This is a genomic window from Phenylobacterium sp. GW823-FHT02A09 (assembly GCF_058797775.1).
On the sequence record NZ_JBXAJZ010000008.1, the window covers coordinates 1 to 25,499 of the forward strand.

Consider the following 25,499-nt stretch of genomic DNA (forward strand, 5'->3'; position numbering starts at 1 on the left):
GCCCGCGGGGGCGTGGCGGCGGCCGGACGCGGGGCCGCAGGCCGGGGCGCGGCGGCCGGACCAGGAGCTGCAGGACGAGTCGCAGCCGGCGCCGCGGGCGTCGCCGAGGTGACGCCGACGACCGGCGGCGGGCTGGCCGGCGGCGGCACCGGCATCCGGTTCAATTCGGCGGCGGCGGCGGCGGTCAGCTGCGAGAAGTCTTGGAACAGCATCACCTGGACGAAGTCGACCGGAGCGGCGTCGGACGCCAGCACCGCGCGCCAGCGGCCGTCCAGGCCCTTGACCGCGACGCCGACCGGCAGGCCGCGCGGCAGCACGCCGCCGTCGCCTGACGTGACGATGCGGTCGCCCTGCTTCACCGGGTCCTGACCGCGCAGATATTCGAGCCGCGGGTTGGGTCCGCCGTCGCCGGCCAGGATGGCGCGGGCGTTGGTGCGGTCGATCATCACCGGCGTGCGCGAGGCGATGTCGGTGAGCAGCAGGATGCGGCTGGCGCCGTCGGTCACCCCGATGACGCGGCCGACCAGGCCGTTCTCGCTCATCACCGGATTGCCGGGCTTGATGCCCTTTTCCTTGCCGGAATTGGCGAGGCGGGTGTTGGAGAACGGTCCCCTCGCCTCGCTGACGGTCCGGGCCGCGACCATCGGGATCGGCGGGTCGGTCTTCAGGCCCAGCAGGGCCTTGTAGCGGTCGTTGGTGTCGCGCAGGGCCAGAGCGGAGACCTGCCACTCACGCGCCTGGCGAAGCTCTTCCTTCAGGCGGCGGTTCTCGGAAACGGCGAAGAAGTAGCCGCGGACGCCCTCGACGCCGCTGCCGATCCACTCGCCCGGCGTCGCCAGCACCCCGGTCACGGGCGCGGCGATCGCATCCCCGACCTTGCGCGAGGCGCCGTAGGCTTCGGTCTGGAACGTCTCGCGACGGTCCGACATCAGCAGCACCAGCGCGACCACCATGGCGACGACCAGCGCGACCCCGGCCGTCCAGGCCAAGGGCACCTTCAGTTCGCCAAACGGGTTCTCGCGAAGCGCCACCTGAACCTGCTCGCCCTAGAGGCGCAGCCTGGGAGACCTCCCCCAGACCGCGACTCGGCAATACTACGCCAGGGTGGACTCCAGGACGCCCTTCATCCACTTCGGATGTTCGAGCACCTTGCCGCAGCCGAGCGCGACGCACGACAGCGGGTCGTCGGCCACGGTCACCGGCAGGCCGGTGTGGTCGCGGATTTCGGCGTCGAGGCCGCGCAGCAGCGCGCCGCCGCCAGTCAGCATGATGCCCTTGTCGGCGATGTCGGAGGCCAGTTCCGGCGGGGTGGCTTCCAGCGCCATCTTCACGGCGTCGACGATCTGGCCGACCGGCTCGGCCAGCGAATCCGAGGCCTGCTTTTCGCTGATGCGCACTTCGCGCGGCACGCCTTGCATCAGGTCACGGCCCTTGACCTCGATCGACAGGCCTTCGCCGTCGGCCGGCGCGCGGGCGGTGCCGATTTCCTTCTTGATGCGCTCGGCGGTGGTTTCGCCGATCAGAAGGTTATGGTTGCGGCGCATGTAGCTGATGATCGCCTCGTCCATCTTGTCGCCGCCGACGCGGACCGAACGCGAATAGACGATGCCCGACAGCGAGAGCACGGCCACCTCGGTGGTGCCGCCGCCGATGTCGACGACCATCGAACCGGTCGGCTCGTGGATCGGCAGGCCGGCGCCGATCGCGGCGGCCATCGGCTCGTCGATCAGACCGACGCGGCGACCGCCGGCGTTCAGGCAGCTGTCGTTGATGGCGCGGCGTTCGACCGCGGTGGCGCCCGACGGCACGCACACGATCACCTTCGGGTTCACGAAGCCCTTGCGGTTGTGAACCTTGCGGATGAAGTACTTGATCATCTCCTCGGCGACTTCGAAGTCGGCGATCACGCCATCGCGCATCGGGCGAATGGCTTCCATGTGACCAGGGGTGCGGCCCAGCATCTGCTTGGCTTCGATGCCGACGGCATGGACGACCTTGCGGCCGCCGACGTTACGCAGAGCCACGACGGAGGGCTCGTTCAGAACGATGCCCTTGCCCTTCATGTAGATGAGCGTGTTTGCGGTGCCGAGATCGATGGCGATGTCGTTCGAAATGGCGCCGAAGAGGGACGAGATCATGCAGGGCCCTGGAGGGTGGGGAGCAGAATTGGGGGTGTGCGAAGCCCAGGCTGCCGACGCTTCGTTTCGAATCTCGAAACGCCAGGCGACGCCAGCCTCCGCTTGCAGGACAGAAGGTCCGTGTGCCCTGCAAGTGGGCTGATTTCAAGGCTTAATGAGAGGTCTGTGATTTCGCGTCGCACGTGTACGGGGGGACGCGCCCGGTGGACCCGTCCGATGATGGGGGAAGGTCTCAAACCGTCGCTGAAATCGGGGCGGAAATACGGCAGCGCAGTCCAGCTTCGTTGAAGTCGACCTCGACCTGGCCGCTCAGTTCGCGTTCGACCGCCCCCCGGATGAAGCGCAGCCCGAAGCCGCGGCGGAGCGGTTGCGACGGCGGCCGCGGGCCGTCGGTCTCGCGCCACTCCAGGAACAGGAAGTCGCTCACCCGCGTCCAGTGGACCAGCAGCCGGCCCCTGGGCGACGACAGCGCGCCGTGGCGCGCAGCGTTGGTGGCCAATTCGTGCAGCGCCATGGCGAAGGTCACCGAGGCGCGGGTCGAGAGCTGGATCGAGGGGCCTTCGCAGATGGCGACGTCGGGCCCGTAGGGTGCAAGCACGCCGGCGACGATGTCGCCGAGGTCGGCGGTTTCCCAGCGCCTCTCGGCCAAGCGGTTGTGCGCGCCCGAGAGCGCCATGAGCCGCGCCTCGAACGCCTGGCGCATGCCGGCCGGGTCGCCGACGTCGTGGAAACTGTGGGCGGCCAGAGACTGCACCGTCGCCAGGGTGTTCTTCACCCGGTGGTTCAGCTCGTCGAGCAAGGTCTTCTGCAGGTCCTCGGCGCGTTTGCGCTCGGTGATGTCGACCAGCATGTTGATCGCCCCGACCAGCTCGCCGTCGGCGCCGCTGAGCGGGGTCGGATAGGCCAGCAAGGCGCCGCGGCTGCCGTCCGGCCGCTCGAAGATCACCTCAGCCCCGGCGATCTGACGACGCTCACGCAGGGCGATCGCCATCGGGCAGCGCTCGGGCGCCAGCGGGGAACCGTCGGGCTCGAACAGCTTGAAGGATCCGCACCAGCGGTCCTGGCCCAGCCGGGGCTCCCGCCCCCAGAGCGACACGGCGGCATGATTGTAGCTGAGGATCCGCCCCTCGGAGTCGGTCTGGTAGGTCGCGATCGGCGAGGTCTGGACGACCCTCTGAGTCCAAGCTTGGCGGTTGCGCAGCATCTCGCGCGCCTGGCGCAGCTCGGTGACGTCCTGAAGGCTGTTGATCGCCCCCATCAGCCGCCCGCCCTCGTCGAACAGCGGCTCGACATTGGCCAGCAGGTGCGTGCGTCGCCCGTCCAGTTGCAGGATGATCACCTCGCGGTCCTTGACCGGCGCGCCGGTGGCCAGCGCCACCGCGATCGGCGACTGCTCGGCCGCCATCGGGCTGCCATCTCCATGGAAGGAACGTTCGAAGGGCGCGCGGCCGCCCGGCGGCGGCGGCTTGCCGCCCCACATCTCGACGGCCCGGCTGTTGAACTGGATCACCGCGCCCTTGCGGTCGCAGACATAGACGCCGATCGGCAGGCGCTCGAGCAGACCCTCCCAGGTCTGGTAGGCGCGTCTGAGCAGGACCTCGGCGGCCGCCGCCCGACCGGACAGCCCCGCCTCACCCACCGGACTTCCCCCGACGTCGTGCATTTCGCCGCCCGCTACTGTGCATTTGGGGCCTCAAATCAGTCAGCGTCACAGATTGTTCCGTCGAGTCGGCGACATTGACGACTCTGCTGTGGACGAAGCGTGGACTGTTTCCCGCCCGCTACAGCCAAGCAGCAACCCCAGGTCTACAAAGGGAGTTTCGTCTACCGGCCATGTCGGCCGAACCTCGTGTGCACGAAGATGTCATCTCGTCAGGCCGTCCTGGGCGTCGAAGGCGCCAGCTTCTTCTACGGATCCAACAAGGTCTTCGAAGGCGTCAGCTTTCAGCTCGACGACGCGCGGACAGCCCTGGTCGGCGAGAACGGGGCCGGAAAGTCCACCTTGCTCAAGTGCTTGCTGGGCGAACTGGAGCTAATGGACGGCCAGATCGTACGCTCACGCGGCCTGAAGATCGGCTACGTGCCGCAGGAGACGCCGCCGGGACTGGGCGACAAGACCGTCCGCGAGGTGCTGGAAGCCGCCCTGCCCGGCGCCGACGGCTCGGAGGACTGGAAGGTCGACGTCCTGCTGGACGAGATCGGCGTCAGCTATGAGACCGCCCTGCAGACCTTCGGCTCGCTGAGCGGCGGCTGGCAGCGGCTGCTGCTGATCGCGGCGGCGGCGCGGTTGGCCGAGCCCGATCTGCTCATCCTCGACGAACCGACCAACCACCTGGACCTGTCGAACATCAACACCCTGGAGACCTGGCTCGACCAGGACCAGCGGTTGCCGATGCTGATCGTCAGCCACGACCGCGAATTTCTGCAGCGCATGACGACGCGGACGCTGTTCCTGCGCTCGGACGGCGCGCACAGCTTCAGGACCCCGTTCGTCGAGGCCCGCGAGGCGCTGCTGCAACGCGACGCCGCTGACGCCGTACGCCGCCAGCTCGAAGGCAAGGAAATCGAGCGCCTGCAGAAGGTTGCGGCCCGCTATCGCGTCTGGGGCGTGAAGAACGACAAGTTCGACAAGCGGGCCAAGGCCACCGAGAAGCGCATCGAGCGGATCGAGGCCGACCGCACCAGCGCCTATTCGGCCCGCGAGCGGCGGCTGGAGCTGGGCGAAGGCGAGATGGACGCCAAGGTGGCGCTGCGCATCCGCGACTATGCGGTGACCACGCCCGACGGCGGGCGCAAGCTGTTCGCGATCGAGCGGCTGAGCGTGGCGCGCGGCGACCGCATCGCGCTGCTGGGCGTCAACGGCGCCGGCAAGTCGATGCTGCTGTCGGCCCTGGCCCGCGCCTTCGATCCGGAGCTGGAGCATTACGACGGCCAGGCGCCGATCAGCTTCAATCCGCAGAGCCGGCTGGTCTACTTCGATCAGAAGATGGCCGACCTGCCGCTGAAGATCAGCTTGCTGGACTATGTCGCCTCAGCGGAAGGCGCGACCGACCGCGACGCCAACGCCCTGCTGGCCAAGGCGGGCTTTCCCTACGTGCGGATCAAGGGGCCGATCGGCGACCTCAGCCACGGCGAGCGGGCGCGGCTGGTGTTCCTGCGCATGAAGCTGGCGCGGCCGAACCTCTACCTGCTGGACGAGCCGACCAACCACCTCGACATCGAGGGCCAGGAGGAACTGGAGGCGCAGCTGGACGGCAGCGAGAACGCCTGCGTCTTCGTCTCGCACGATCGCTACTTCACCCGCAGCGCCGCCAACCGCTTCCTGGAGATCCGCAAGGGGCGGCTGGTCGAGGTCGAGGGCCCGGAGGCGTTCTTCGCCGCCCAATAGGCGCGGACGGCGAAACGCCTTAAGTCTGGCGGCATGCAGAAAGTGATCACCTGGGCCGGTCGCGGCGCCCTGCTCGTCGTGCTGGCCGTGTGCGTCGTCGGCGCGCTCGACCCGAACTACAACGCCAAGAAGTGGGCGCCGCCGGCCGACGCCGTGATGCACATCATCTACGGCTACCTGCTGACGGTGCTGTCGATCCTGGCGCTGCCGAAGATCAAGCCGTGGAAGATCGGCGGCTTCTACCTGGCGCTCGGCGCCGGGCTGGAGCTGACCCAGATCCTGGGCGTGGTGTCAGGCACCTTCCAGTGGAAGGACCTGATCTCCAACGTCGCCGGCGTGGTCGCCGCCCTCTTCCCGATGTGGCTGGCGCGCCGCAAGGCGCGCTAGCGCAGCACCGTAAAGCCGTACTTGCGGAACACGGCGGCGGCCTTGGGCGTGCTCATGAAGGCCATGAACTTGGCCGCATCCGGGTTCTTGGAACTGGCGACCACGGCGGCCGGATAGACGATCTTCGGATGCGAGCCGTCCGGGAACAGGCCGACGATCCGGACCTTGGGTTCCACCTTGGCGTCGGTGTCGTAGACGATCCCCAGCGGGGCCTCGCCGCGGGCCACGAACTGCAGGGCGGCGCGGACGTTCTCGGCCTGGACCAGCTTGCCCGAGACGCCGTCCCAGACGCCGAGCGCGGTCAGCGAGGCGCGGGCGTACTTGCCGGCCGGCACGTCGGGGCTGGCGACCGCCAGCCGCCCCGGCCCCAGGGCCTTGGCGAGCGGCATGTCCTTGCCGACCTTCAGCGCGACCTTGGAGTCGGCCGGCGCAATCAGGGCCAGGCGATTGGTCAGCAGGTCGCGGCGGCTGGCGGCGACGATCAGCTTGCGCTCGGCCAGATAGTTCATCCAGTCGCTGTCGGCCGAGACATAGACGTCGGCCGGCGCGCCTTGCTCGATCTGGCGGGCGATGGCCGACGAGGCGGCGTAGGAGAAGCGCGCTTCGCCGCCCGATTTCTCATATTCGGCCCCGACCTCGTCGAGGGCGTTCTTCAGCGAGGCGGCGGCGAAGACGGTGACCGGCGCGGCGTGGGCCGCACCGGCCATGAGGGCGGCGGCCAGCAGGCCGGCGGCCCAACGGATGAGCTTCATGGGTCGCGAGCTCCTAGTGCTTGTGCTCGCCCGCGGCGGCGGGCGTTGCGTTGGCGAGGCGGATGACTTCGATGGTCTCGACCATGCGGGCCGAGCGGGCGGGACGCAGGTCGTCCTCGACCACGATGCGGAACGGGCCGTCATCCTTCAGCGGACCGGCGGCGTCGCGAGCGGCCATGATGATCTCTCCCTTGCGGGTGCCCGGATCGGTTTCGGCGAGGCCGAACACGACCTGATAGCCGTCCTTGGCGGTGACGCGGATGACGGTCGCCAGTTCGGGACCGCGCACGCCTTTGCCGCTGGCTGCGCCGACCCGGGCGACGACATCGCCCAGCGGCGCGCCTTCGAAGGTCTCGGTCTTGCCGTGATGGGTGACGGTCAGCTTGACCTGCGGCAGGGCCGCCAGGTCGGCCGCCGAGAGGCTGGCGCTCTGGCCGTCGGGGCCCTTCAGCGCCACCGTCTGGGCCATGGCCTGTCCGGCCAGGGAAAGTGCCGCAAGCGCGGCGATCAGGGGAAGCGTGCGCATCGGATTCCTATTCGACGGCCAGGATGACGTGGGGCGCCTTGACCAGGGCGGTGACGGCGTCGCCGGCCGCCAGCTGCATGATCTCGGCGCTCTCGCGGGTGATGGTGGCGACCAGGGTCTTGCCGTCGGCCAGGGCCAGGCTGATCTCGCTGCTGACCGCGCCGTCCTCGCGCCGCAGGACCTGCGTGCGCAGCTGGTTGCGGGCCGAGGTGATCAACCCCTCCCCCTTGGCCAGGACGACGAAGCTGGACTTGATGAGGGCGATGGCCGGCTTGCCGACCGTCAGGCCCAGGTCCTCGACGCTCTGGCGGGTGACCACGGAAACGATGTCGACCCCGTCGGCCACCTTGAGGGTGACTTCGGAATTCACTGCGCCGGGGGCGATGTCGCTGACCACCCCGCGCAGGGCGTTACGTGCGCTGGTCTTCATGCCGAGACTCCAGAATAGGCCCCCGAGTTCGTCGCCCCCGAGACCGGCCTCGATGCGCGCCAGGGCGGCGGCGAGCTCGGCCTCGACCTTATGGAAGGCGGCGATCACCGCGCGACCACGATCGGTCGCCTGGGCCGCGCCGCCCGAGCGGCCGCCGGGCTGGGCGGCGATCAGCGGCGCGTCGAAGAGGTTGTTGAGCGCCTGCACCCCGTCCCAGGCGCCCTTGTAGCTGAGGCCCAGCCGCTTGGCCGCGGCGCTGATCGAGCCGAGCTCGGCCACCGCCTCGAGCAAGGCGATGCGCTCGGCCCCGACGCGGCTCGCGCCGCGGCGGAGGAACAGGGCTGCGTCCAGGGAGCCGTCAGCGCTCATCAGAGCCTCATGCGAAGGTCGGCGAAGAAGCTGCGCCCCTCTTCCGGGAAGCCGTCGACCAGCTGGTAGTTCTCGTCGAACAGGTTTCGGCCGCCGACCACCAGGTCGATCTTCGGCGTCACCGCCCACTGCACCGACAGATTGGTCAGCACGTAGTCCCCGGTCTTGTAGAAGCGCGGCGGATTGATCGCCGAGCTCGAGGTCACGGTCCAGCGATTGCTGGCGGCCTCGATCGTCGGGGTGATGCGGACGGCGTCGGTCACCCTCCAGTCGACATAGGCGAACAGCTTGTGGTCGGGCACGCCCTGCGGCTTGAACGCGGCGTTGGTCGGATCGGTCAGCTCGCGGCGGATGTAGGTGTAGTTGCCGCCGATCTGGATCGCATCGGTCAGGTCGGCCTTCAGCTCAAGTTCTGCGCCGTAGTACTCGCCGCTGCCCGCGTTGCGGGTCTGGTTGACGGTTCCGAACGGAGGTCCGAGCGCCACCGGCACCTGGATCAGGGCGTCCTCGATATCGCTGTAGAACACCGCGCCGGAGACGTTCACCCGCGATATCTGCGTCTGGCCGCCCAGCTCGAAGCTGGTGGCGCGTTCGGGCTTGACGTTCGGGTTCGGGATCGCGGTCCCGAACCGCGAGGAGAAGCGCTCGAAGAGGGTCGGGAAGCGGGTGCGCGACGAGACGCTGGCGTGCAGCGAGGCCGCATCGCTGACCTGCCAGCGGGCGGCCGCCTGCCAGTTCCAGGCGTCGTCGTCGGTCAGCGGGTAGAAGACGTACTGGCCGGAGTTGAAGTCCTCGGCCTGGTTCAGGTCGCGCCAGTCGTAGGAAACGCCGAACACCACGTCGAGGGCCTGGCCGAAGCTGTGGGTGTCCTCGACGGCCAGCGAGCCGGTGGCCTCCGTGGTGGTCTGGCGCGGCTCGACCAAAGCCGGGCTGAAGGTCTGCTGCCACTCCACGTGGCGGTCCTTGCGGTAGTAGGCCGCGACCTTGAGCGTATTGGCCGACGAGAGATCGACGCCGAGCTCAACGTTCCCGCCATAGGCCTCGTCGTCATAGTAGGAGCGGAACGCGCGGCCGAGGGTCTGGGTGGCCTGGGCGGCGTTGTCGTACGAGAACAGGCCGTTCTCGAAGGTGTTGCGGTAGACGCGGGTCTTCAGCGTCGCGTTGTCGGCGATCTTGGTGGTGGTCAGGAACGACAGGCTGTCGATGTTCCAGTAAGGCCAGCTCCAGTAGCGGGTGCTGGCGGTGTCGGTCACGTGATAGGGCGCGTTCTTCGAGCCCTCCTGGCGCGTGAAGTTGATCGAGTATTCGTCGGTCTCGTTCGGCGTCAGGCCTGCCTTGACGTTGACGCGCCAGTCCTCGCTGTTCGAGCGCGCCCGCTCGCCGCCGTCCTCGAGCACGGTCGGCTTGAAGTCGTCCGAAAGGCTGAAGTGGTCGCGATCGTATTTCGCGCCGCTGACCTGCAGATAATAGAGATCCTGGCGCGTGCCGATCCGGCCCGAGACGGTGTAGGCGTTGTAGCCTCCGTCGCCGTCGAGATTGACGCCGGCGCGCAGCTCGCCGTCCAGCGCCTGGGTCGGCTTGCGGGTGACGAGGTTGATCGCCCCGCCCAGACCGCCGGGGCCGTCGAGCACCGAGACATAGCCCTTGGAGATCTGGATCTGCGACAGATCCGCCGTCAGGAAGCGGCCGAAGTCGATGCGGTTATCGGCCGGCAGGAAGACCCGCACGCCGTCGATCGAGAGCGTCGTCTGGAAACGGTCGAAGCCACGCACGAAGATCAGCCGCTCGTTGCGTGAGCCCCCGGAATTGCCGGCGATCACGCCCGGCGCGAGATCCAGGGCGCGGTCGAGGCTGACCTTGTCGAAGCGGCGCAGGTCCTCCGAGCCGATGACCGAGCCGCCGATCAGCTCGCCGCCGCGGGTGCGGGCGGTCACCTGCAGCTCGCCCAGCGTGTAGGCGTCGTCAGGCTGGGCGGCCATCGCCACGGTCGGAGAAGCCAGCGCCAGCAGGACTACAAGACGTCGCAACAGATCCACCCGTTCGTTATGAAGTCATACTACATAACGCGACTCGATGAGTGGAACCAACCAGGTTACGGCGAAGCTCAGCCCAGGGCGGTCATGATCACCCCAGCCGCCGTGGCCGCCCCGCCCAGCATCTGCCGGACGGAGAGCTTTTCCTTGAACAGCCGTCGGCCCGCCGCCGCAGCGATGGGCGCCTCGATCACCCCGACCGCGCGCACCGCACCGGCCGGCGCCATGGCCAGGGCTGCGAACCAGCAGGCAGACGCCGCCGCCCCGAAGAACCCCGCGCCCAGCGACTGGCGCCAGGAGCCGAAGACGGCCCGTAGCGCCTGCGGGCGCGTGGTCCCCAGGAAGGTCAGCAGGCCGATCGACTGCAGCGTCTGAGCGACGCAGACCGAGGCGGTGGCCGCAAACAGCGGGTGAGCCGGATCGAGCGCGACGCCGGCCTGACGATAGGCGTTGAGGGTCACGCCGAAGGCCAGGCCCGAGGCCAGACCGAACAGCGCGCCCTGGGCCACGCCCTTGTCGGCGCCCGCCTTGGGCCAGGACAGCACCGCCAGCCCGGCCGTGGTCGCGGCCACGCCGATCCAGGCGTGAGAGCTGAGGTGGTCGCCGACCAGCACCCCCATCAGCGCCGCCAGCGGCAGCGACGACTGCTGCATGAAGGTCGCCACGGCGAAGCCCGAGCGGCGCATCGCCACCAACAGCGCCGCGGTCGCCGCCACCTGTCCCGCTGCGCCAGCGCTGACCGCCGCTGCGAACCGCCAGGTGAAGCGAGGGTCGGCGTCGGGCGTGGCCAGGGCGACGACGGCGAAAATGATCAGGGCGAACGGCAGGCCGAACAGGAAGCGCACCAGGGTCGCCCCCCAGGGGCCGGCGTCGCCGACCAGGCCGCGCTGCAAGGCGTTGCGCGCGACCTGCAGCGGCGCGGCGGCCGCTGTCAGTACAATCCAGAGCATGGCTCAATGCCCGCGCGAAGGGTCATCCCGGAAAGCGCGACAGCGCTTGTCCGGGCCCCATTCGCACAGGTCCTTCCGGAGAAGTCAGTGTTGATGGGCCCCGGTCTTCCGCTGCGCGGAAACCGGGATGCACGTTGAGCTAGAAGCCGCTCGCGATCGCGTCCGGCGCGCTCTTCTCCTTGCGGGCGAAGAGGTTGTTGAGCGCGTTGACATAGGCCTTGGCCGAGGCGGTCAGGGTGTCGGTGTCGGCGGCCTGGCCGGTGGCGATCCGGCCGTCCTCTTCCAGACGCACCGAGACCTGGGCCTGGGCGTCGGTGCCTTCGGTCACCGCGTGCACCTGGAACAGGCGCAGGATCGCGGTGTGCGGCACCACCTCGTGGATGGCGTTGAACACCGCATCGACCGGACCATCGCCGGTGGCGGTGGCCGCGCGCTCCTCGCCATCGACCGTCACGGTCAGGGTGGCTTCCTGCGGGCCGTCGGTGCCGGCGATCACGCGCAGATGCTTGACCTGGATGCGGTCCGCGCCCGAGGCCAGGGCGTCGTCAACCAGGGCGATGATGTCGTCGTCGAAGACGTGCTTCTTCTTGTCGGCCAGGTCCTTGAAGCGCTGGAAGGCCTCGTTCAGGGCGTTCTGGCCCAGCTCGTAGCCCAGCTCCTTCAGCTTCTCGCGGAAGCCGGCGCGACCAGCGTGCTTGCCCATGACCAGGTTCGAGGCGCCCTGCCCGACGGTTTCCGGGCTCATGATCTCGTAGGTGCCGCGGTCCTTCAGCATCCCGTCCTGGTGGATGCCGCTCTCGTGGGCGAAGGCGTTCTTGCCGACGATCGCCTTGTTGAACTGCACCGGGAAGCCGGTGATCGCCGAGACGTAGCGGCTGGCGCGGGTGATATGCTGGGTCTCGATGCCGGTGTGGAACGGCAGGGCGTCGCCGCGGACCTTCAGGGCCATGACGACCTCTTCCAGCGCCGCGTTGCCGGCGCGCTCGCCGATACCGTTGATCGCGACCTCGACCTGGCGGGCGCCGCCCTGCACGCCGGCCAGGCTGTTGGCGACCGCCAGGCCCAGGTCGTTGTGGCAGTGGGTCGAGAAGATGACCGTGTCGGCGCCAGGCACGTTCTCGATCAAGTCGCGGAAAATGTCCGCGTATTCCGAGGGATAGGTGTAGCCGACAGTGTCGGGGATGTTGATCGTCTTGGCGCCGGCCTTGATCGCAGCCTCGACGCAGCGGCGCAGGAACTCCTGCTCGGTGCGGGTGGCGTCCTGGGCCGACCACTCGACGTCGCCGCACAGGTTGCGGGCGTGACCGACCGACTTGGTGATCATTTCCAGGATGTCTTCCTGGCTGGCCTTCAGGATGTGGTCGCGGTGGCTGGGGCTGGTCGACAGGAAGGTGTGGATCCGGCCGCGCTTGGCCGGGCGGATGGCCTCGGCGCAGCGCTCGATGTCGACCATGCCAGCGCGGGCCAGGCCGCAGATCGTGCTCTCGGTGACGATCTTCGAGATCTCGCGGACCGCTTCGAAGTCGCCGTTCGAGGCGATCGGGAAGCCGGCCTCGATGACGTCGACCCGCATGTCCTCGAGGATCTTCGACAGCTCCAGCTTTTCGTCCAGCGACATGGACGCGCCGGGCGACTGCTCGCCGTCGCGCATGGTGGTGTCAAAGACGATCACGCGATCACGAGAATCGCGGGCGGCGGCGTCGGATACGTTGGTCATTTGCGAACTCTTTTCGCGGGCGTTCTGATGGGGCGGGCGATGGGTGAAATCTGTCCCCTGAACGCCCGGCCGCGTGTCGCGCAGCCTAAAGGGTCGCCCAGGGGCGGCTAAGCCCCAGGTCAAGAAGAAGCAGGCTGTTCGGCTGCATGCGCATGGCGCCGTGTGTACCCAAACGGGGACCGAGCCGCAAGACTATTGCGCAAAATCAACGCCTGAGGCGAATGCGCGCAAGAACCTTCCCCTTCGCCGCGTCAGACGTTTTCCATCGCCAGCGCCTTCCAGACGGCCGGACGGGCGATCATCTTGACCATGTGCTCGCTGATCTTCGGGAACTGCGAGGGGTCGACCCCGTCGTCGTCCAGCCAGCTGGCGATGGTGAACAGATAGGGGTCGCAGACCGTGTACTGCTCGCCCATAACCCAGGGACCGGCGAACATTTCGTCTTCGATCAATTGGAAGCAGGTGGCCATGTTGTCGGCGACCTTCTCGCGCATCGCGGCCTGGGCGGCCGGATCGTCGGCCCAGCGCGAGGCGCGCGGGCCGTGGGCGTGGGCCACGTGCACGGTCGAGGCGAGATAGGCGTTGAACGCCTGGACCTGACCGAAGCCGAACGGGTCGCTCGGCGCCAGGCGCGCGTCGGGAAACGACTGGGCGATGAAGGCCAGTATCGACACGTTTTCGGTCAGGACGCCCAGATTCGTGACGAGCGCGGGCACCCGGCCCTTGGGATTGAGATCCAGGAACTCGGGCTTGTGCTGGTCGCCGGCCCGCAGATCCATGCGGATCGCCTCGTACTCGGCGCCGGCCTCCTCCAGCGCGATGTGCGAGGCCAGGGCGCAGGAGCCGGTCGAATAGAAGAGCCTGAGCATCAGTCGTCCTTCATCGGCCCGCTGATCGCGTCCTCGCGCGACTTCAACCAGTTGCGGGCGAACCAGCCGATGGCGATCCAAACGGCGATGATCAGGGCGAGCCACAGCAGGTGGGCGCCGCCCTCGCCTTTCAGCACCTGGACGATGGAATTGCCGGCGAAGGCGGTGAGCACGATCTTCGGCACGATGCCGATCGCCGTGCCGAAGGCGAAGTCGCGCATCCGCATCGGGGTGACGCCCGCGGCCATGTTCACGACGATGAACGGCGCCGAGGGCACCAGCCGCACGATGAGGCTGGCCAGGAAGCCGTTGCGGCCGACCAGGTCCATGAACCGCTGGACGCCCTGGCTCGACAGCAGCTGCAGGCTGCGCGCGCCGGCCGTCCGGCCCAGATAGAACCCGACCAGGGCCGAGACCATCGTCCCGATCCAGCTGTAGGCGAAACCGGTCCAGGCGCCGAAGGCCACCACGGCGGCCGCGATCAGGACGAACTGCGGCACCCCGACGAAGGCCAGCGTCGCGAAGGCCGCCACGGCGACCGGCAAGGCCCAGGGCCCGTCGGAGGCCAGGCCCAGCCAACGCTCGACCGTCGCCTCGCCGTCGAAGCCCAGCACCTGGGCGCCGAACAGGAAGACCACGCCCACGCCGCCGAACAGCACGAAGGAGACGGCCAGCGTGCGCCAGGCCTTGGCGTCCATTTCGGTGAGGAAGCGGATGATGCGGCGCATCGCTCTCCCGTCGCCTGTTCGCGCCGCGTGGTCAAGGAGGCCTCGCAGCCTCGGCGGGCGCCAGCTAGGCTGGGGTCATGCTTCAGGCAGTCGACATTCTCAGCATCCAGACCCGCGGCCGCGGTCTGCACGAGATCAGCGCCGAAATCCGGCGCTGGACCGAGCAGCAGCGCGTGTCGACCGGGCTGCTGACAGTCTTCTGCCGGCACACCTCGGCCTCGCTGCTGATCCAGGAGAACGCCGCCCGCGAGGTGCGCAGCGATCTGGAAGCCTACTTCGAGGCGATCGCCCCCGAGGCGCCCGGCCGCTATGCGCACGACGATGAAGGGCCCGACGACATGCCGGCCCATATCCGCGCGGTCCTGACCGGGGTGCAGCTCTCCATCCCCGTCATCGGCGGGGCGCCGGCGCTGGGGACCTGGCAGGGCGTCTATCTGTTCGAGCACCGCCGCCGCCCGCACCGCCGGGAAGTGGCGCTGCACCTGCTGGGCGAGGCCTAGCTCAGGCGCCGGCGGCCGGCTTCCAGTCCGGGCCGGGGATCGCATTGACCATCCACGGAATGCCGAACTGGTCGGTCAGAGCCCCGTAGCCCGGCGACCAGAAGGTCTCGGCGAACGGCATGGTCACCTTGCCGCCGACCGACAGAGCGTCGAACACCCGGCGCGCCTCGGCCGCGTCCTCGCTGTGGAAGGTGACGTCGAAGCCGTTCTTGGGCTTGTCGATGTTCGGCGCGAACTCGGGGGCCATGTCCGCGCCCATCAGCGCCTGATCGCCGGCCTCCAGCCAGCAGTGCATGAGCCAGTCCTTGTACTTGGGATCGACCGGCATGTCGGGCGGCCCCTCGCCATAGGGAAAGGCCGCGGTGACCTTGCCGCCCAGGACCTTGGCGTAGAAGTCGAAGGCGGCCCGGCATTGGCCTTGGAAGCTGAGACTGGTGACGATCTTCATGGGGCGTCTCCTCGAAGGGCGGCCGGCGCTGGCCGCGCCCTGACGACAACGCCGAACGGCGCGTTTCGTCGCCTCTCGACGGCGCGCCCTGGGCAGGCCATCAAGGAGCCCGATGGCGGACGCGGCGGACATTCGGCCCGAGGGCGGCGACGGACGGGACGCGCTGCGCGGCCAGGCCATCGCCGCGGCCATGGGGATCATCGCCGAGCAGGGATTGGCGGCGCTGTCGATCCGCGACCTCGCCCAGGCCATCGGCAAGAGCACGACGGTCATCGTCAATTTGTTCCAGACCAAAGCCGGCCTGCTGGCCGCGGTCGCCGAGGCCGGACTGCAGGCCGACGTCGAGTTCCATGCGCGTTTCGTGGCGGAAACTCAGGGCGCGCCGCTCGAGCGCTCGACCCTGCGCGTCCTGGCGATGGGCTACATCCTGCGCCGCGCCGCGCCCGAGGCGCGTTTCGTGCGGGTGTGGGAGGAATTCCTGACCGACCGCGAGGCCGCCGCGGCCGCCGGCCCGCAGTTGCGGGCCTGGGCGCAGTTGCACGAGCGGGCCTGGACGGACTTTCTGGAGCGCGCGCCGGCGTTCGCACGGCTGGCCCCGGTGCTGGCGCCCTACCTCGCAATGGAGGGGCTCTACGCCAGCGCGCTGGTCGGGCGGGCCGATTACGGCCTGCTGCTGGGCGAGGCGCTGGACGGACTGATGGCGCGGGCGCTGGATGCGCCGTCGCCGCCGACGCCGGTGCTCGACTGGATCGAGGCCGGTCTGACGCCGCCGGTACCTCCGGGTCTGGAAGCCGGATCGATGAAGCTGCGGCTGCTCGACATCGCCGCCGACCTGATCATGGAGGGCGGCGTCGGCGCAGTGACCAACCGCTCGGTCACCCAACTCGCCAAGGCGTCGACCTCGACCGTTCTCTACCACTTCGGCGACATGCGGACGTTCCTGGCCCAGGCCATCTGGCACAGCGTGTTCCGCGAGATCCCGGCCTATCTCGACTGGCGCCGACCGCTCGACCGCAGCCGACCGGCGGATCTCGCGGCGTGGTCGGAGCTCATGGCGGCGACCTTAAAGCTCGCCCCGCCCGATGCGCCCGCCGCCGCCGGGTTCTATGTGAAGTACGCCCGGCTGATCGCCCAGATCTGCCTGCTGGCCCGGCGTGATCCGGCGTTCCAGGACCTGGCGGCGCTGCTGCGCGGGCCGGAAGGCGGCGGGACTTTCGCCCGTCGCGAGGCGATCTGGCCGCCGCAGTTCGCGTTGACGCGAATGAGCGCCGCGCATTTCGCCATCTGGATCAAGGGCCGGGCGCTGCTGAACGCCATCGAACCGCCCGCGAGCGAAGCCCCCCGCGCGCAGCTGCAGGCCGCGGCGCTGGCCATCGCGCCCCGCGCATAAGCAGCCGAACAATCGTTTTTCTTGTTCGCATAACGCTGCGCGTCATCAAAGCATTACAGGCCGCATCTATAGCCACGCCGCATCGAACGACTGCTTTTTCGCGTGACCCAGTTCGGGGCGGGGATATCCATGAAAATCAAGTCCAAAGCGGCGATCGCCGCTGTTCTGCTGACCGGCGCCAGCGCGGCCGCCATGCCGGCCGTGGCCGATGACGCGGCCCAGGTCGACGAGCTGATCGTCACCGCCCGGCGGCGGGCGGAATCCGAGCAGAAGGTGGCCACTGCGCTCACCGTGCTCAGCGGCGACGAGCTGGAACGCCGCAACATCGAGACCGTCAACGACCTCGAAAACAGCGTGCCGAACCTCGAGGTCACCAGCCAGCTCGGCGGCGGCCAGCCGCAGTTCCGGATCCGCGGCGTCGGCATGACCGATTACGCGGCCAACAACACCTCGACCGTCGGGGTCTACATCGACGAGGTCGCCTATCCCTACGGGTCGATGACCCAGGGCGCGCTGTTCGATGTCGCCCGCATCGAGGTGCTGCGCGGACCGCAGGGCATCCTCTATGGCCGCAACACCACCGGCGGCGCGGTCAGCGTGATCACCAACGCCCCGACCAAGCAATTCGACGCTGGGATCAACGCCTCCTACGGCCGCTACAACGCCGTCCACGCCGACGGCTTCGTCTCCGGCCCGCTGACCGACACCCTGTCGGCGCGCCTGGCCGCGACCATCGACCAGGGCGGCGCCTGGCAATACCACCGCGACACGCTGGAGGAGCTGGGGGACAAGGACCGCTGGGCGGTGCGCCTGCGCCTGGACTGGCAGCCGACCGACGCCACCCAGATCGACGGCTCCCTGCGCTACAACCGCGACCAGTCGGACGGCCTGGGCCTGCGCCTGGTCACCCGCCCATTCCAGTCGCACAACTACGCGCCGATCGGCCGGCTCTATCCGATCGACACCGAGCGCCGGATCACCGGTTGGGGCATCAGCCCCTACTTCGCCAACCTGATCGGCGTGTCGCCCAACGCCAAGCCGTTCCGCGACAACGAGGGCTGGGGCGCCAACGTCCGTCTGCGCCATGACTTCGGCTGGGCCGCCCTGACCGCCGTGGCCGCCTACGAGACGCTGGAGCGGCGCGAGTTCAACGACTGGGACGCCACCGCCTCGAACGAGGCCGGCACCTTCTTCTTCAACGACATCGAGACCCTGTCGCAGGAAGTGCGCCTGGTCTCGCCGGCCGAGGGCCGCTTCCGCTGGCTGGCCGGCCTCTACCACTCCACCGAGACGGTGGACGGCGGCTTCTACTCGGACTTCTCGGAAGCCTCGACCCTGCGCAACTGGATGAGCACCAGCTACAAGCAGGACGTCCAGACCACCGGCGTGTTCGGCAACGTCGACTATGACCTGACCGAGCGGCTGACGGTGTCGGCGGGCCTGCGCTACGAGGACGAGACCCGCGAGCTGAAGGACTTCCTGACCCAGGTCCTGGCCCCGGTCCCCAGCCGCCTGGCCTCGACCAATGCCGAGCAATCGATGGGCGAGTGGTCCGGCAAGGTCGGCCTGGAATACAAGGCCAGCGACGACATCCTGCTGTTCGCCAGCGCCGCGCGCGGCGTGAAATCGGGTGGCTTCACAACCTACAACAGCGGCCTGCCCCAGCAGCTCGAGCCGTTCACGCCCGAGACGCTCTACGCCTATGAGGCGGGCGTGAAGTCGGAGTTCTTCGACCGCAAGCTGCGGGTGAACCTGTCGGCCTTCTACTACGACTACCGCGACCAGCAGCTGCAGGGCATCCTCTACACCCAGACCGGCCGGGTCGGGCGGATGATCAACATCCCGAAGTCGCACATCTGGGGCGGCGAGCTGGAGCTGACCTGGCGGCCGACCGAGCGCCTGACCATCAACCAGTCGCTGGGCTACAAGTACGGCGAGTACGACGAGTTCTACTTCGTGAACTCGGCGGCCACCGAAGCCGCGCGCGACCCGGTCACCGGCCAGTACAACACCATCGTCTACAGCGACCGCTCGGGCGAGCGCCTGCCCTTCCCGCGGGCCGACTACAAGGGCGCGATCAGCTACGTGATGGACGTGGGTCCCTGGCAGTTCGAGGCCGAGACCAACTACAACTACCGAAGCTCGCTGTTCAGCACGACGTCGAACTCGGTGATCGGCGACTACTGGCTGGTCAACGCCAACCTGACCGCGCGGCCGATCGACGGCAACTACTCGGTCGGGCTGTGGGTGAACAACGCCCTCGACAGCTACTTCGAAGAGACCCGCAACGCCTTCATTTCGGCGGCCACCGCCAGCCCGCATCCGCCACGCACCTACGGCGTGCGGATGAGCTGGCGCTACTGATCCCCCCGGGGCCCGCGCCCCACTCGGGCCCCAGCACTGGCCCGCCGGGCAGGACGCGCCCGGCGGGCATCTTTGCATTCGGAGAGCACGCATGGCCCTCGACCGTCGAACCCTGATCGGAACCGGACTGGCGCTGAGCGCAGCCGGCGCCGGGCCGGCGCGGGCCGCGTCCTCCCCCTTCCAGCACGGCGTCGCCAGCGGCGAGCCCGGCGCCACGAGCGTGCTGCTGTGGACGCGGCTGACCGGCGTCGGCGAAGCGACCGGCCGCTGGCGACTGGCCCGCGATCCGCAGATGCGCGAGGTCGTCGCCCAGGGCGAGTTCACGGCCACGGCCGAGCGCGACTTCACGGTCAAGGTCGAGCCGGCCGGCCTGAAGCCCGGAGCCGACTACTGGTACCAGTTCGAAGCCGCGGGCGCGGCCTCGCCGATCGGGCGAACCCGGACGCTGGCGAGCGGCCGGCTCGACGAGCTGAACCTCGTGGTCGCCTGCTGCGCCATGTACACGATGGGCCGCTTCCATGGGTATCGGGCCATCAGCGAGCGGCCGCAGTTGGACGCGGTGCTGTTCGTCGGCGACTACATCTACGAATACGGGGCCTCGAACTATCCGGGCATGGCGACGCTGCGCCCGGCCGACCCGCCGCACGACACCCTGACGCTCAGTGACTATCGCCGCCGCTTCGCCCAGGCGCGGACCGACGCCGACCTGCAGGCCGCCCACGCCCGCGCCCCGTGGATCTGCACCTGGGACGACCACGAGATCGCCAACGACGACTGGACCGGCGGGGCCCAGGGGCACGCAGCCGAACGCCAGGGCGACTGGGAGATTCGCAAGAGCGCGGCCGTGCGGGCCTACTATGAATGGATGCCGATCCGCGATCCGGACCCGGCCGATCCTTACGGCGTCCAGCGGGCGTCGGCGTTCGGCGACCTGGCCACCCTGATCGTCCCGGAGACGCGGCTGAAGGCCCGCGGGCAACAGGTGAACGTCCAGCGCGATCTCGACTTCACCACCGGACCGGACGGGTCGAAGGCTCCCGATATCGAAGGCTTCCGCCGCAAGATCGCCGCGCCGGAGCGCACGATGCTGGGCGCCCAGCAACTGGACTGGCTGACGCAGGAGGTCGAAGGTTCGGTCGCGGCGGGACGCCCGTGGGTGCTGCTGGGCAGCGCGACGATCATGGGCGATTACGACTATCCGGACATGTCGGACTTCGCGCCGGCTAACGGTCAGCTGAAGGGCTTCTTCGAGATGACCCGGCTGCAGATCCCGCTGCTCAACCTCGACGCCTGGAGCGGCTACGCGGCCGAGCGCCAGCGGGTCTACGACATCCTTCGCCGCGCCGGAGCGAAGACGGTCGTGCTATCGGGCGACAGCCATATGGCCTTCGCCAACGAACTGCACGACGCCCACGGTCAGGTCGCGCTGGAGGTCGCCGCGACGACGATCACCGGTCCATCGCTCGGCGCGGTGCTGGCCATGAACGACGCGCCGCTGGGCGAGCGGCTGGCGGCGAACAACCGTGACATCGCCTGGTGCGACCACCGGGCGATCGGCTTCATCGCCCTGCGCCTGACGCGCGAGAGCGTCGAGGCGGAGTTCATCTCCGTGGTCGATCCGCGCGGATCCGATCCCACGACCCGGGTCGCGCGCCGCGCCACAGCAGTCGCCGGAGCCCCCTGGCGCTTCGACCAGAAGGTGTAGCGCCGGGAACGACAAGCGTAGCCAGAACGTTCGTCGTTGGCGCCCCATTCGTCGGGGCGGAGGGCGGGACAGCTACGATGATGCGCCGATTGACGGCCGTGGGCGCGGGCGCCCTTTCCTTGCTTGCCTTGACCGCGGCGTCTTCCGCCCGGGCCGAGGACGAGTGGAGCGTCACGGTCAGTCCCTACGTCTGGGCCGGGTCGCTCGACGGCAACGCGACGCTCGCCGGCCTGCGGACCCATGTCGACGTCCCCTTCTCCGAAGTGTTCGACCATCTGGATTTCGCCGCGCTCGGCGAGGTGGAGGTGCGCCGCGGGCGCTGGGGTCTCTATCTCGACGGCCAGTACGTGAAGACCAGCCAGGACGAGCAACTGCTGTCCCAGGAATTGGGCCTTGGAATCGTCAAGGCCGGCGCCATGGGCGGCGTGTTCTACCGGATCTACGATTCCCCGCAGGGCGGCGACAAGGTGACCGGCGAACCGCGCAGGTTCGTCGTCGAGCCCATGGTCGGGATCCGCTGGACCAAGCTGAAGGCCGATGTCGAGGTGTTGGGCCTCTCGACCTCGAAGAAGGCCGACTGGACCGAGCCGTTCGTCGGCGTCCGCTCCAGCCTCGACCTCACCGACCGCTGGAACCTGTCGGGCCAGGCCGATGTCGGCGGCTTCGACATCGACAACAAGCGCAGCGCCAACGCCCAGGTCTATGTCGGCTACCGCACCCGCCTGCTCAGCCGGCCCGCCATGCTGCGGGCCGGCTACCGGGTGCTCTACCAGTCCTATTCGACCGGCGACTTCACCGGCCAGACCTTCCGCTGGGACGTCACCCAGCAGGGTCCGGTGGTCGGCCTGAGCCTGGACTTCTAGGGCCTACTGCAGCCCCAGGAACTTGAACGGCGGCGCGTCCTTGAACTGGCCCGAGACCTCGCCCGCATAGACGTTGCGCTGGTCCTTGCCGAGATCCAGGCGCTTCACCTTGCCGGTCTGCGGCGAGAAATCGAGTTTGGTCAGGTCGACCCAGAAGGTGTTCGGCGTCAGGGCGGACTCGAAGAAGTAGAGCTTGCGCTTGTGGTCGGCGACCGTCCGCCAACGGGTCGAGGAGATGTTTGGCTGGTCCGGCGTGGTGATGCCATAGGGCACCGAGGCGTTGCGGATGACGCTGAACATGCTGGCCACCGCTTCCACCGGGTCTTCGCTCTTGGGAATGGCGTTCACGTAGAACGAGGCGCGGGCGAAGCGGTCCGAGGCGCGGTTGGTGCCCGGCAGCATCACCGTGCCGCCGATCTGTTGCCAGTACGTGTTGAGCGCGAGTTGCTGGTCGAAGGTCGGGGAGTTGGTCATCACCTGGTACTTGCGATCGTGGTGGATGACCTGCTTGCCGCCGATGTACTCGATGATGGCGCTGTCGCCGCTGGCGTCCGACATCGACAGGTGCAGGGTCGTCATCCGGTCCTCACCCGGGACCTTGTCGGTGACGATGGTGAACGGCTCTTTCTCCAGCGCCGCGACCGCCTCGGCGACGGTGGCGAAGTTGTCGAGCACGTACTGGCCCCAGGCCGCGATGGTCAGGCCGGGCTTCGAGCCCCTCCCAAAGGCCGGGTACTCCGACTCCACCAGCCAGAGCAGGTTCACCGACAGGCCTGCCTCGTTCATCCCGTCGGTCGTCGAGACGTCATAGCCGGTGGCCACGACGCTGCCGTACTTCGAGGTCCACTTGATCGAGTTGGGTCCCGCTTGGCCGTCATGGCTCATGCCGCGCGGGAAAGCGTAGAGGTTGGTCTGGACGTCGACCTTCCAGTCCATCGACCGGGCGGTGATCACGTCGTTGTTCGCGCCAATGTAGACCACCCGCGTGCAGGCGTTGGCCGCTGCAGGAACAAGCACCAGGGCCGCGGCCGCCAACAGCCCCGGCAAAACAGACAGTACAGAATTGAGCACAGCCGTTCTCCAGCCAGGCCCGCCCCCGCCGCGCCTCGCAACGCGATTTTCCCACGCCCTGCAATTGCAAATGTTGTCGCAACACTCGCTGGTGCGCAAGCGGTGAAGTCGCCCATATAATGATATAAAGATATCTTTATATAGATCTTGACCTCGGCCGCCGCGAGGCGCTGTATGCCATCGTCGTGGTTCTCTGGGGCGCTCGCGTCCCAAGAGCTAAGAGGGAATCCGGTGACGATGACGCGCTTGCGCGGCGTCCATGCCGGGGCTGCCCCCGCAACTGTGAGCGGCGAGCCGAGGTCCATCTGCGTGTCACTGGCGTCATTCTGCGCCGGGAAGGCCGGACCGAAGCGTCGACCCGTGAGCCAGGAGACCTGCCTCGACAGATAACGTCCTCCGGCGGGGTGTCCGGTCAGGCCGCAAGCCTGTCGCGTCGACGCACCCTCGCCGGCGCGTGCGCGCTCGCGACCGAGCCATGCCTCGCCACAACAGAATGGCAGAGGCTATGTCCGTCACCGTCGCCACCCTTGGATTTCCCCGTATCGGTCCCCGCCGCGAGCTGAAGACCGCCCTCGAACGCTATTGGTCGGGTAAGTCCGACCGGGCCGAACTGCAGGCGCTGGCCGCCGACCTGCGCGCCAAGACCTGGAGGCGCCAGGCGCAGCTCGGCGTCGATCATGTCCCCAGCAACGACTTCTCGCTCTATGACCACGTGCTCGACACCAGCGCCATGGTCGGCGCGATCCCCGCAGTCTACGGCTGGGACGGCGGATCGGTGGAGATGGACACCTACTTCGCCATGGCGCGGGGCGCCCAGGGCGAGGCGGAAGCCGCCGACTGCGGGCACGGCCATCGCCACGCAGTCGATGTGCCGGCCGCCGAGATGACCAAGTGGTTCGACACCAACTACCACTACCTGACGCCGGAGGTCGCACCGGGGCAGATCTTCAAGCTCGCCTCCACCAAGGCGCTCGACGAGTTCGTCGAGGCCAAGGCGCAGGGGATCGTCACCCGGCCGGTGCTGCTGGGTCCCGTCACCTTCCTGAAGCTGGCCAAGAGCAAGGTCGAGGGCTTCGACCCGCTGGAGCTGCTGGAAGACCTGCTGCCGGTCTATGCGACGGTGCTGAACCGGCTGGAGCAGGCTGGCGCCTGGTGGGTGCAGATCGACGAACCGTGCCTGGTCACCGACCTCACCGACGCCGACCGCAAGGCCCTGCACCGCGCCTATCGCCTGCTGGCGCGCACGGCGCCGGGGGTGAAGCTGATGCTGACCACCTACTTCGGCGGCCTCGACGACAACCTGGAGACCGCGCTCGCCCTGCCCGTCGCAGGCCTGCACGTCGACCTGGTGCGCGCGCCTGAGCAGTTCGACCGGGTCCTGGCCAACGCGCCCGCCGCGATGGCGCTGTCGCTGGGCGTCATCGACGGGCGCAACGTCTGGCGCGCCGATCTCGAACGGCTGCTGGAGCGGCTGGAGCCGCTGCTGGCCACGGATCGGGAGGTGGTGCTGGCGCCGTCCTGCTCGCTGCTGCACACGCCGATCGACCTCGCGCAGGAGAAGTCGCTCGATGAGGACGTGCGGTCCTGGCTGGCCTTCGCCGTCCAGAAGATCGAGGAACTCGTGGTCCTCGCCCAGGCCCTGAACAAGGGACGCGGCGTCGTCGCCGAGGCGCTGACCGCCTCGACCGCGGCGGCGAACGCGCGGGCCGTCTCCCCGAAGATCCACGATGCGGCGGTCGCCGAGCGGCTGGCTTCCGCCACGCCCGCCATGGCCCAGCGGGCCTCGGGCTTCAGCCGCCGCCAGGCGCTGCAGATCCCGCGGCTCGACCTGCCGGCTTTTCCGACCACCACCATCGGCTCGTTTCCGCAGACCGACGAGGTCCGCAAGGCCCGCTCCGCCCACGGCAAGGGCGACCTCAGCGACGCCGACTACGCCGACTTCCTGCGCCAGGAGACCGCCCGCACCGTCCGCTGGCAGGAAGAGATCGGGCTGGACGTGCTGGTCCACGGCGAGTTCGAGCGCAACGACATGGTCCAGTATTTCGGCGAGCAGCTGAGCGGCTTCGCCTTCACCAAGCATGGCTGGGTGCAGTCCTACGGATCGCGCTGCGTGCGCCCGCCGATCCTGTTCGGCGACGTCTCGCGCCCCGCACCGATGACGGTCGAGTGGTGGCGCTACGCCCAGGGCCTGACCCAGCGGCCGATGAAAGGGATGCTGACCGGGCCGGTGACGATCCTCAACTGGTCGTTCGTCCGCAACGACGTCCCGCGTGAACTGGCCTGCCGCCAGATCGCGCTGGCGATCCGCGACGAGGTGCTGGACCTGGAAGCAGCCGGGGCCAAGATCATCCAGATCGACGAGGCCGCCCTGCGCGAGGGTCTGCCGCTGCGCCGCGCCGACTGGGACGGCTACCTCGCCTGGGCGGTCGAGTGCTTCCGGCTGACCGCCGGCGGCGTCGCCGACCACACTCAGATCCACACCCACATGTGCTACTCGGAGTTCAACGACATCATCGCCGCCATCGGGGCGATGGACGCGGACGTCATCTCGATCGAGACCGCGCGTTCGCAGATGGAGCTGCTCGACGCCTTCGCCGGCTACGCCTATCCGGCCGAGATCGGTCCGGGTGTCTACGACATCCACTCCCCGCGCGTGCCGGCCGTGGCCGAGATGGGCGACCTGCTGACCGCCGCCCGCGCGCGGCTGTCGTCCGGCCAACTGTGGGTCAATCCGGACTGCGGACTGAAGACGCGCAAGTGGCCCGAGACCCGCGCCGCTCTGGTCAACATGGTCGAGGCGGCGAGAGCCGCGCGGGCCAGCTGATCATAGCCCTGGGGGGGGGGGGGGAGGAGGGGGGGGGGGGGGGAGGA

21 protein-coding genes and 1 riboswitch are annotated in these 25,499 nt (G+C 68.7%); of the genes, 8 read left to right on the forward strand and 13 right to left on the reverse strand.

Annotated elements, in window-relative coordinates; all coding sequences use genetic code 11:
• The 3 genes from mreC to AC1Q87_RS22115 all read right to left on the reverse strand — a co-directional run.
• Nucleotides 1–1,031 (reverse strand): rod shape-determining protein MreC (gene mreC, locus AC1Q87_RS22105; protein ID WP_492610982.1); only part of this gene is annotated, 1,031 nt, incomplete at its 3' end.
• A 63-nt stretch (nucleotides 1,032–1,094) separates the two neighbouring features.
• Nucleotides 1,095–2,138 (reverse strand): rod shape-determining protein, encoded by a 1,044-nt coding sequence (locus tag AC1Q87_RS22110; protein WP_056020526.1) that lies wholly within the window; start codon nucleotides 2,136–2,138, stop codon nucleotides 1,095–1,097.
• 232 nt (nucleotides 2,139–2,370) lie between these two features.
• Nucleotides 2,371–3,801, reverse strand: coding sequence for a sensor histidine kinase (locus AC1Q87_RS22115; protein ID WP_492610983.1), 1,431 nt, complete (start codon nucleotides 3,799–3,801; stop codon nucleotides 2,371–2,373).
• A gap of 198 nt (nucleotides 3,802–3,999) precedes the next feature.
• Here AC1Q87_RS22115 and AC1Q87_RS22120 point away from each other — a divergent pair, with 198 nt between their 5' ends.
• A complete protein-coding gene (locus AC1Q87_RS22120) occupies nucleotides 4,000–5,526 on the forward strand; it encodes an ABC-F family ATP-binding cassette domain-containing protein (protein ID WP_492610984.1) in 1,527 nt (508 codons plus the stop codon).
• Between the two features lie 33 nt (nucleotides 5,527–5,559).
• Nucleotides 5,560–5,913 (forward strand): hypothetical protein, encoded by a 354-nt coding sequence (locus tag AC1Q87_RS22125; RefSeq protein WP_436061975.1) that lies wholly within the window; start codon nucleotides 5,560–5,562, stop codon nucleotides 5,911–5,913.
• Here AC1Q87_RS22125 and modA read toward each other — a convergent pair.
• The 8 genes from modA to AC1Q87_RS22165 all read right to left on the reverse strand — a co-directional run bounded on the left by modA (nucleotide 5,910) and on the right by AC1Q87_RS22165 (nucleotide 14,287).
• Nucleotides 5,910–6,665 carry a molybdate ABC transporter substrate-binding protein gene (gene modA / locus AC1Q87_RS22130; RefSeq protein ID WP_492610985.1) on the reverse strand — a complete coding sequence of 252 codons (756 nt, stop codon included), beginning with the start codon at nucleotides 6,663–6,665 and terminating at the stop codon, nucleotides 5,910–5,912. The two genes, AC1Q87_RS22125 and modA, sit on opposite strands and share 4 nt — an antisense overlap.
• 13 nt (nucleotides 6,666–6,678) lie before the next feature.
• Nucleotides 6,679–7,191: a molybdopterin-binding oxidoreductase gene (locus tag AC1Q87_RS22135; RefSeq protein ID WP_492610986.1), complete on the reverse strand. Its 513-nt coding sequence runs from the start codon at nucleotides 7,189–7,191 to the stop codon at nucleotides 6,679–6,681.
• Nucleotides 7,192–7,198: 7 nt separating this feature from the next.
• Nucleotides 7,199–7,990 carry a TOBE domain-containing protein gene (locus AC1Q87_RS22140; RefSeq protein WP_492610987.1) on the reverse strand — a complete coding sequence of 264 codons (792 nt, stop codon included), beginning with the start codon at nucleotides 7,988–7,990 and terminating at the stop codon, nucleotides 7,199–7,201.
• Nucleotides 7,990–10,017, reverse strand: coding sequence for a TonB-dependent receptor plug domain-containing protein (locus tag AC1Q87_RS22145; RefSeq protein WP_492610988.1), 2,028 nt, complete (start codon nucleotides 10,015–10,017; stop codon nucleotides 7,990–7,992). The genes AC1Q87_RS22140 and AC1Q87_RS22145 overlap by 1 nt, the downstream gene beginning before the upstream one ends.
• A 77-nt stretch (nucleotides 10,018–10,094) precedes the next feature.
• Complete coding sequence (locus AC1Q87_RS22150; RefSeq protein ID WP_492610989.1) at nucleotides 10,095–10,973, reverse strand: EamA family transporter; 879 nt, start codon at nucleotides 10,971–10,973, stop codon at nucleotides 10,095–10,097.
• Between the two features lie 139 nt (nucleotides 10,974–11,112).
• Nucleotides 11,113–12,690, reverse strand: coding sequence for a 2-isopropylmalate synthase (locus tag AC1Q87_RS22155; protein WP_436061981.1), 1,578 nt, complete (start codon nucleotides 12,688–12,690; stop codon nucleotides 11,113–11,115).
• 251 nt (nucleotides 12,691–12,941) lie between these two features.
• Complete coding sequence (locus AC1Q87_RS22160) at nucleotides 12,942–13,559, reverse strand: glutathione S-transferase family protein (protein WP_436061982.1); 618 nt, start codon at nucleotides 13,557–13,559, stop codon at nucleotides 12,942–12,944.
• Nucleotides 13,559–14,287, reverse strand: coding sequence for a TVP38/TMEM64 family protein (locus AC1Q87_RS22165; protein WP_492610990.1), 729 nt, complete (start codon nucleotides 14,285–14,287; stop codon nucleotides 13,559–13,561). The genes AC1Q87_RS22160 and AC1Q87_RS22165 overlap by 1 nt, the downstream gene beginning before the upstream one ends.
• Nucleotides 14,288–14,364: 77 nt before the next feature.
• On the opposite strand from AC1Q87_RS22165, the gene AC1Q87_RS22170 reads away from it, so the two are divergent.
• The gene (locus AC1Q87_RS22170) at nucleotides 14,365–14,787 is read left to right on the forward strand and encodes a secondary thiamine-phosphate synthase enzyme YjbQ (RefSeq protein WP_492610991.1); all 423 of its coding nucleotides are present in this window, start codon (nucleotides 14,365–14,367) and stop codon (nucleotides 14,785–14,787) included.
• Nucleotide 14,788: 1 nt separating this feature from the next.
• On the opposite strand, the gene AC1Q87_RS22175 is transcribed toward AC1Q87_RS22170, so the two are convergent.
• Entirely contained in the window at nucleotides 14,789–15,235 is a 447-nt protein-coding gene (locus AC1Q87_RS22175) for a VOC family protein (protein ID WP_492610992.1), read from the reverse strand.
• A gap of 112 nt (nucleotides 15,236–15,347) precedes the next feature.
• On the opposite strand from AC1Q87_RS22175, the gene AC1Q87_RS22180 reads away from it, so the two are divergent.
• The 4 genes from AC1Q87_RS22180 to AC1Q87_RS22195 all read left to right on the forward strand — a co-directional run bounded on the left by AC1Q87_RS22180 (nucleotide 15,348) and on the right by AC1Q87_RS22195 (nucleotide 21,557).
• Nucleotides 15,348–16,625 carry a TetR family transcriptional regulator gene (locus tag AC1Q87_RS22180; RefSeq protein WP_492610993.1) on the forward strand — a complete coding sequence of 426 codons (1,278 nt, stop codon included), beginning with the start codon at nucleotides 15,348–15,350 and terminating at the stop codon, nucleotides 16,623–16,625.
• A gap of 129 nt (nucleotides 16,626–16,754) precedes the next feature.
• Nucleotides 16,755–18,989, forward strand: a complete 2,235-nt coding sequence (locus AC1Q87_RS22185; RefSeq protein ID WP_492610994.1) for a TonB-dependent receptor — start codon at nucleotides 16,755–16,757, stop codon at nucleotides 18,987–18,989.
• A gap of 91 nt (nucleotides 18,990–19,080) precedes the next feature.
• Nucleotides 19,081–20,694: an alkaline phosphatase D family protein gene (locus AC1Q87_RS22190; protein WP_492610995.1), complete on the forward strand. Its 1,614-nt coding sequence runs from the start codon at nucleotides 19,081–19,083 to the stop codon at nucleotides 20,692–20,694.
• Between the two features lie 119 nt (nucleotides 20,695–20,813).
• On the forward strand, nucleotides 20,814–21,557 hold the full coding sequence (locus tag AC1Q87_RS22195) for a hypothetical protein (protein ID WP_492610996.1): 744 nt from the start codon (nucleotides 20,814–20,816) through the stop codon (nucleotides 21,555–21,557).
• Nucleotides 21,558–21,560: 3 nt separating this feature from the next.
• Here AC1Q87_RS22195 and AC1Q87_RS22200 read toward each other — a convergent pair whose 3' ends face one another.
• Nucleotides 21,561–22,628, reverse strand: coding sequence for a linear amide C-N hydrolase (locus tag AC1Q87_RS22200; RefSeq protein WP_492610997.1), 1,068 nt, complete (start codon nucleotides 22,626–22,628; stop codon nucleotides 21,561–21,563).
• 169 nt (nucleotides 22,629–22,797) lie between these two features.
• A riboswitch (cobalamin riboswitch) is annotated at nucleotides 22,798–23,024 on the forward strand.
• Nucleotides 23,025–23,133: 109 nt separating this feature from the next.
• On the opposite strand from AC1Q87_RS22200, the gene metE reads away from it, so the two are divergent.
• Nucleotides 23,134–25,452 carry a 5-methyltetrahydropteroyltriglutamate--homocysteine S-methyltransferase gene (metE, locus tag AC1Q87_RS22205; protein WP_492610998.1) on the forward strand — a complete coding sequence of 773 codons (2,319 nt, stop codon included), beginning with the start codon at nucleotides 23,134–23,136 and terminating at the stop codon, nucleotides 25,450–25,452.
• Nucleotides 25,453–25,499 lie beyond the last annotated feature (47 nt).

Coding starts and splice junctions, on each gene's coding strand:
- AC1Q87_RS22110 (WP_056020526.1), bottom strand. CDS start 2,138: ATGATCTCGTCCCTCTTCGGCGCCATTTCGAACGACATCGCCATCGAT.
- AC1Q87_RS22115 (WP_492610983.1), bottom strand. CDS start 3,801: ATGCACGACGTCGGGGGAAGTCCGGTGGGTGAGGCGGGGCTGTCCGGT.
- AC1Q87_RS22120 (WP_492610984.1), top strand. CDS start 4,000: ATGTCATCTCGTCAGGCCGTCCTGGGCGTCGAAGGCGCCAGCTTCTTC.
- AC1Q87_RS22125 (WP_436061975.1), top strand. CDS start 5,560: ATGCAGAAAGTGATCACCTGGGCCGGTCGCGGCGCCCTGCTCGTCGTG.
- modA (WP_492610985.1), bottom strand. CDS start 6,665: ATGAAGCTCATCCGTTGGGCCGCCGGCCTGCTGGCCGCCGCCCTCATG.
- AC1Q87_RS22135 (WP_492610986.1), bottom strand. CDS start 7,191: ATGCGCACGCTTCCCCTGATCGCCGCGCTTGCGGCACTTTCCCTGGCC.
- AC1Q87_RS22140 (WP_492610987.1), bottom strand. CDS start 7,990: ATGAGCGCTGACGGCTCCCTGGACGCAGCCCTGTTCCTCCGCCGCGGC.
- AC1Q87_RS22150 (WP_492610989.1), bottom strand. CDS start 10,973: ATGCTCTGGATTGTACTGACAGCGGCCGCCGCGCCGCTGCAGGTCGCG.
- AC1Q87_RS22155 (WP_436061981.1), bottom strand. CDS start 12,690: ATGACCAACGTATCCGACGCCGCCGCCCGCGATTCTCGTGATCGCGTG.
- AC1Q87_RS22160 (WP_436061982.1), bottom strand. CDS start 13,559: ATGCTCAGGCTCTTCTATTCGACCGGCTCCTGCGCCCTGGCCTCGCAC.
- AC1Q87_RS22165 (WP_492610990.1), bottom strand. CDS start 14,287: ATGCGCCGCATCATCCGCTTCCTCACCGAAATGGACGCCAAGGCCTGG.
- AC1Q87_RS22170 (WP_492610991.1), top strand. CDS start 14,365: ATGCTTCAGGCAGTCGACATTCTCAGCATCCAGACCCGCGGCCGCGGT.
- AC1Q87_RS22175 (WP_492610992.1), bottom strand. CDS start 15,235: ATGAAGATCGTCACCAGTCTCAGCTTCCAAGGCCAATGCCGGGCCGCC.
- AC1Q87_RS22180 (WP_492610993.1), top strand. CDS start 15,348: ATGGCGGACGCGGCGGACATTCGGCCCGAGGGCGGCGACGGACGGGAC.
- AC1Q87_RS22185 (WP_492610994.1), top strand. CDS start 16,755: ATGAAAATCAAGTCCAAAGCGGCGATCGCCGCTGTTCTGCTGACCGGC.
- AC1Q87_RS22190 (WP_492610995.1), top strand. CDS start 19,081: ATGGCCCTCGACCGTCGAACCCTGATCGGAACCGGACTGGCGCTGAGC.
- metE (WP_492610998.1), top strand. CDS start 23,134: ATGTCCGTCACCGTCGCCACCCTTGGATTTCCCCGTATCGGTCCCCGC.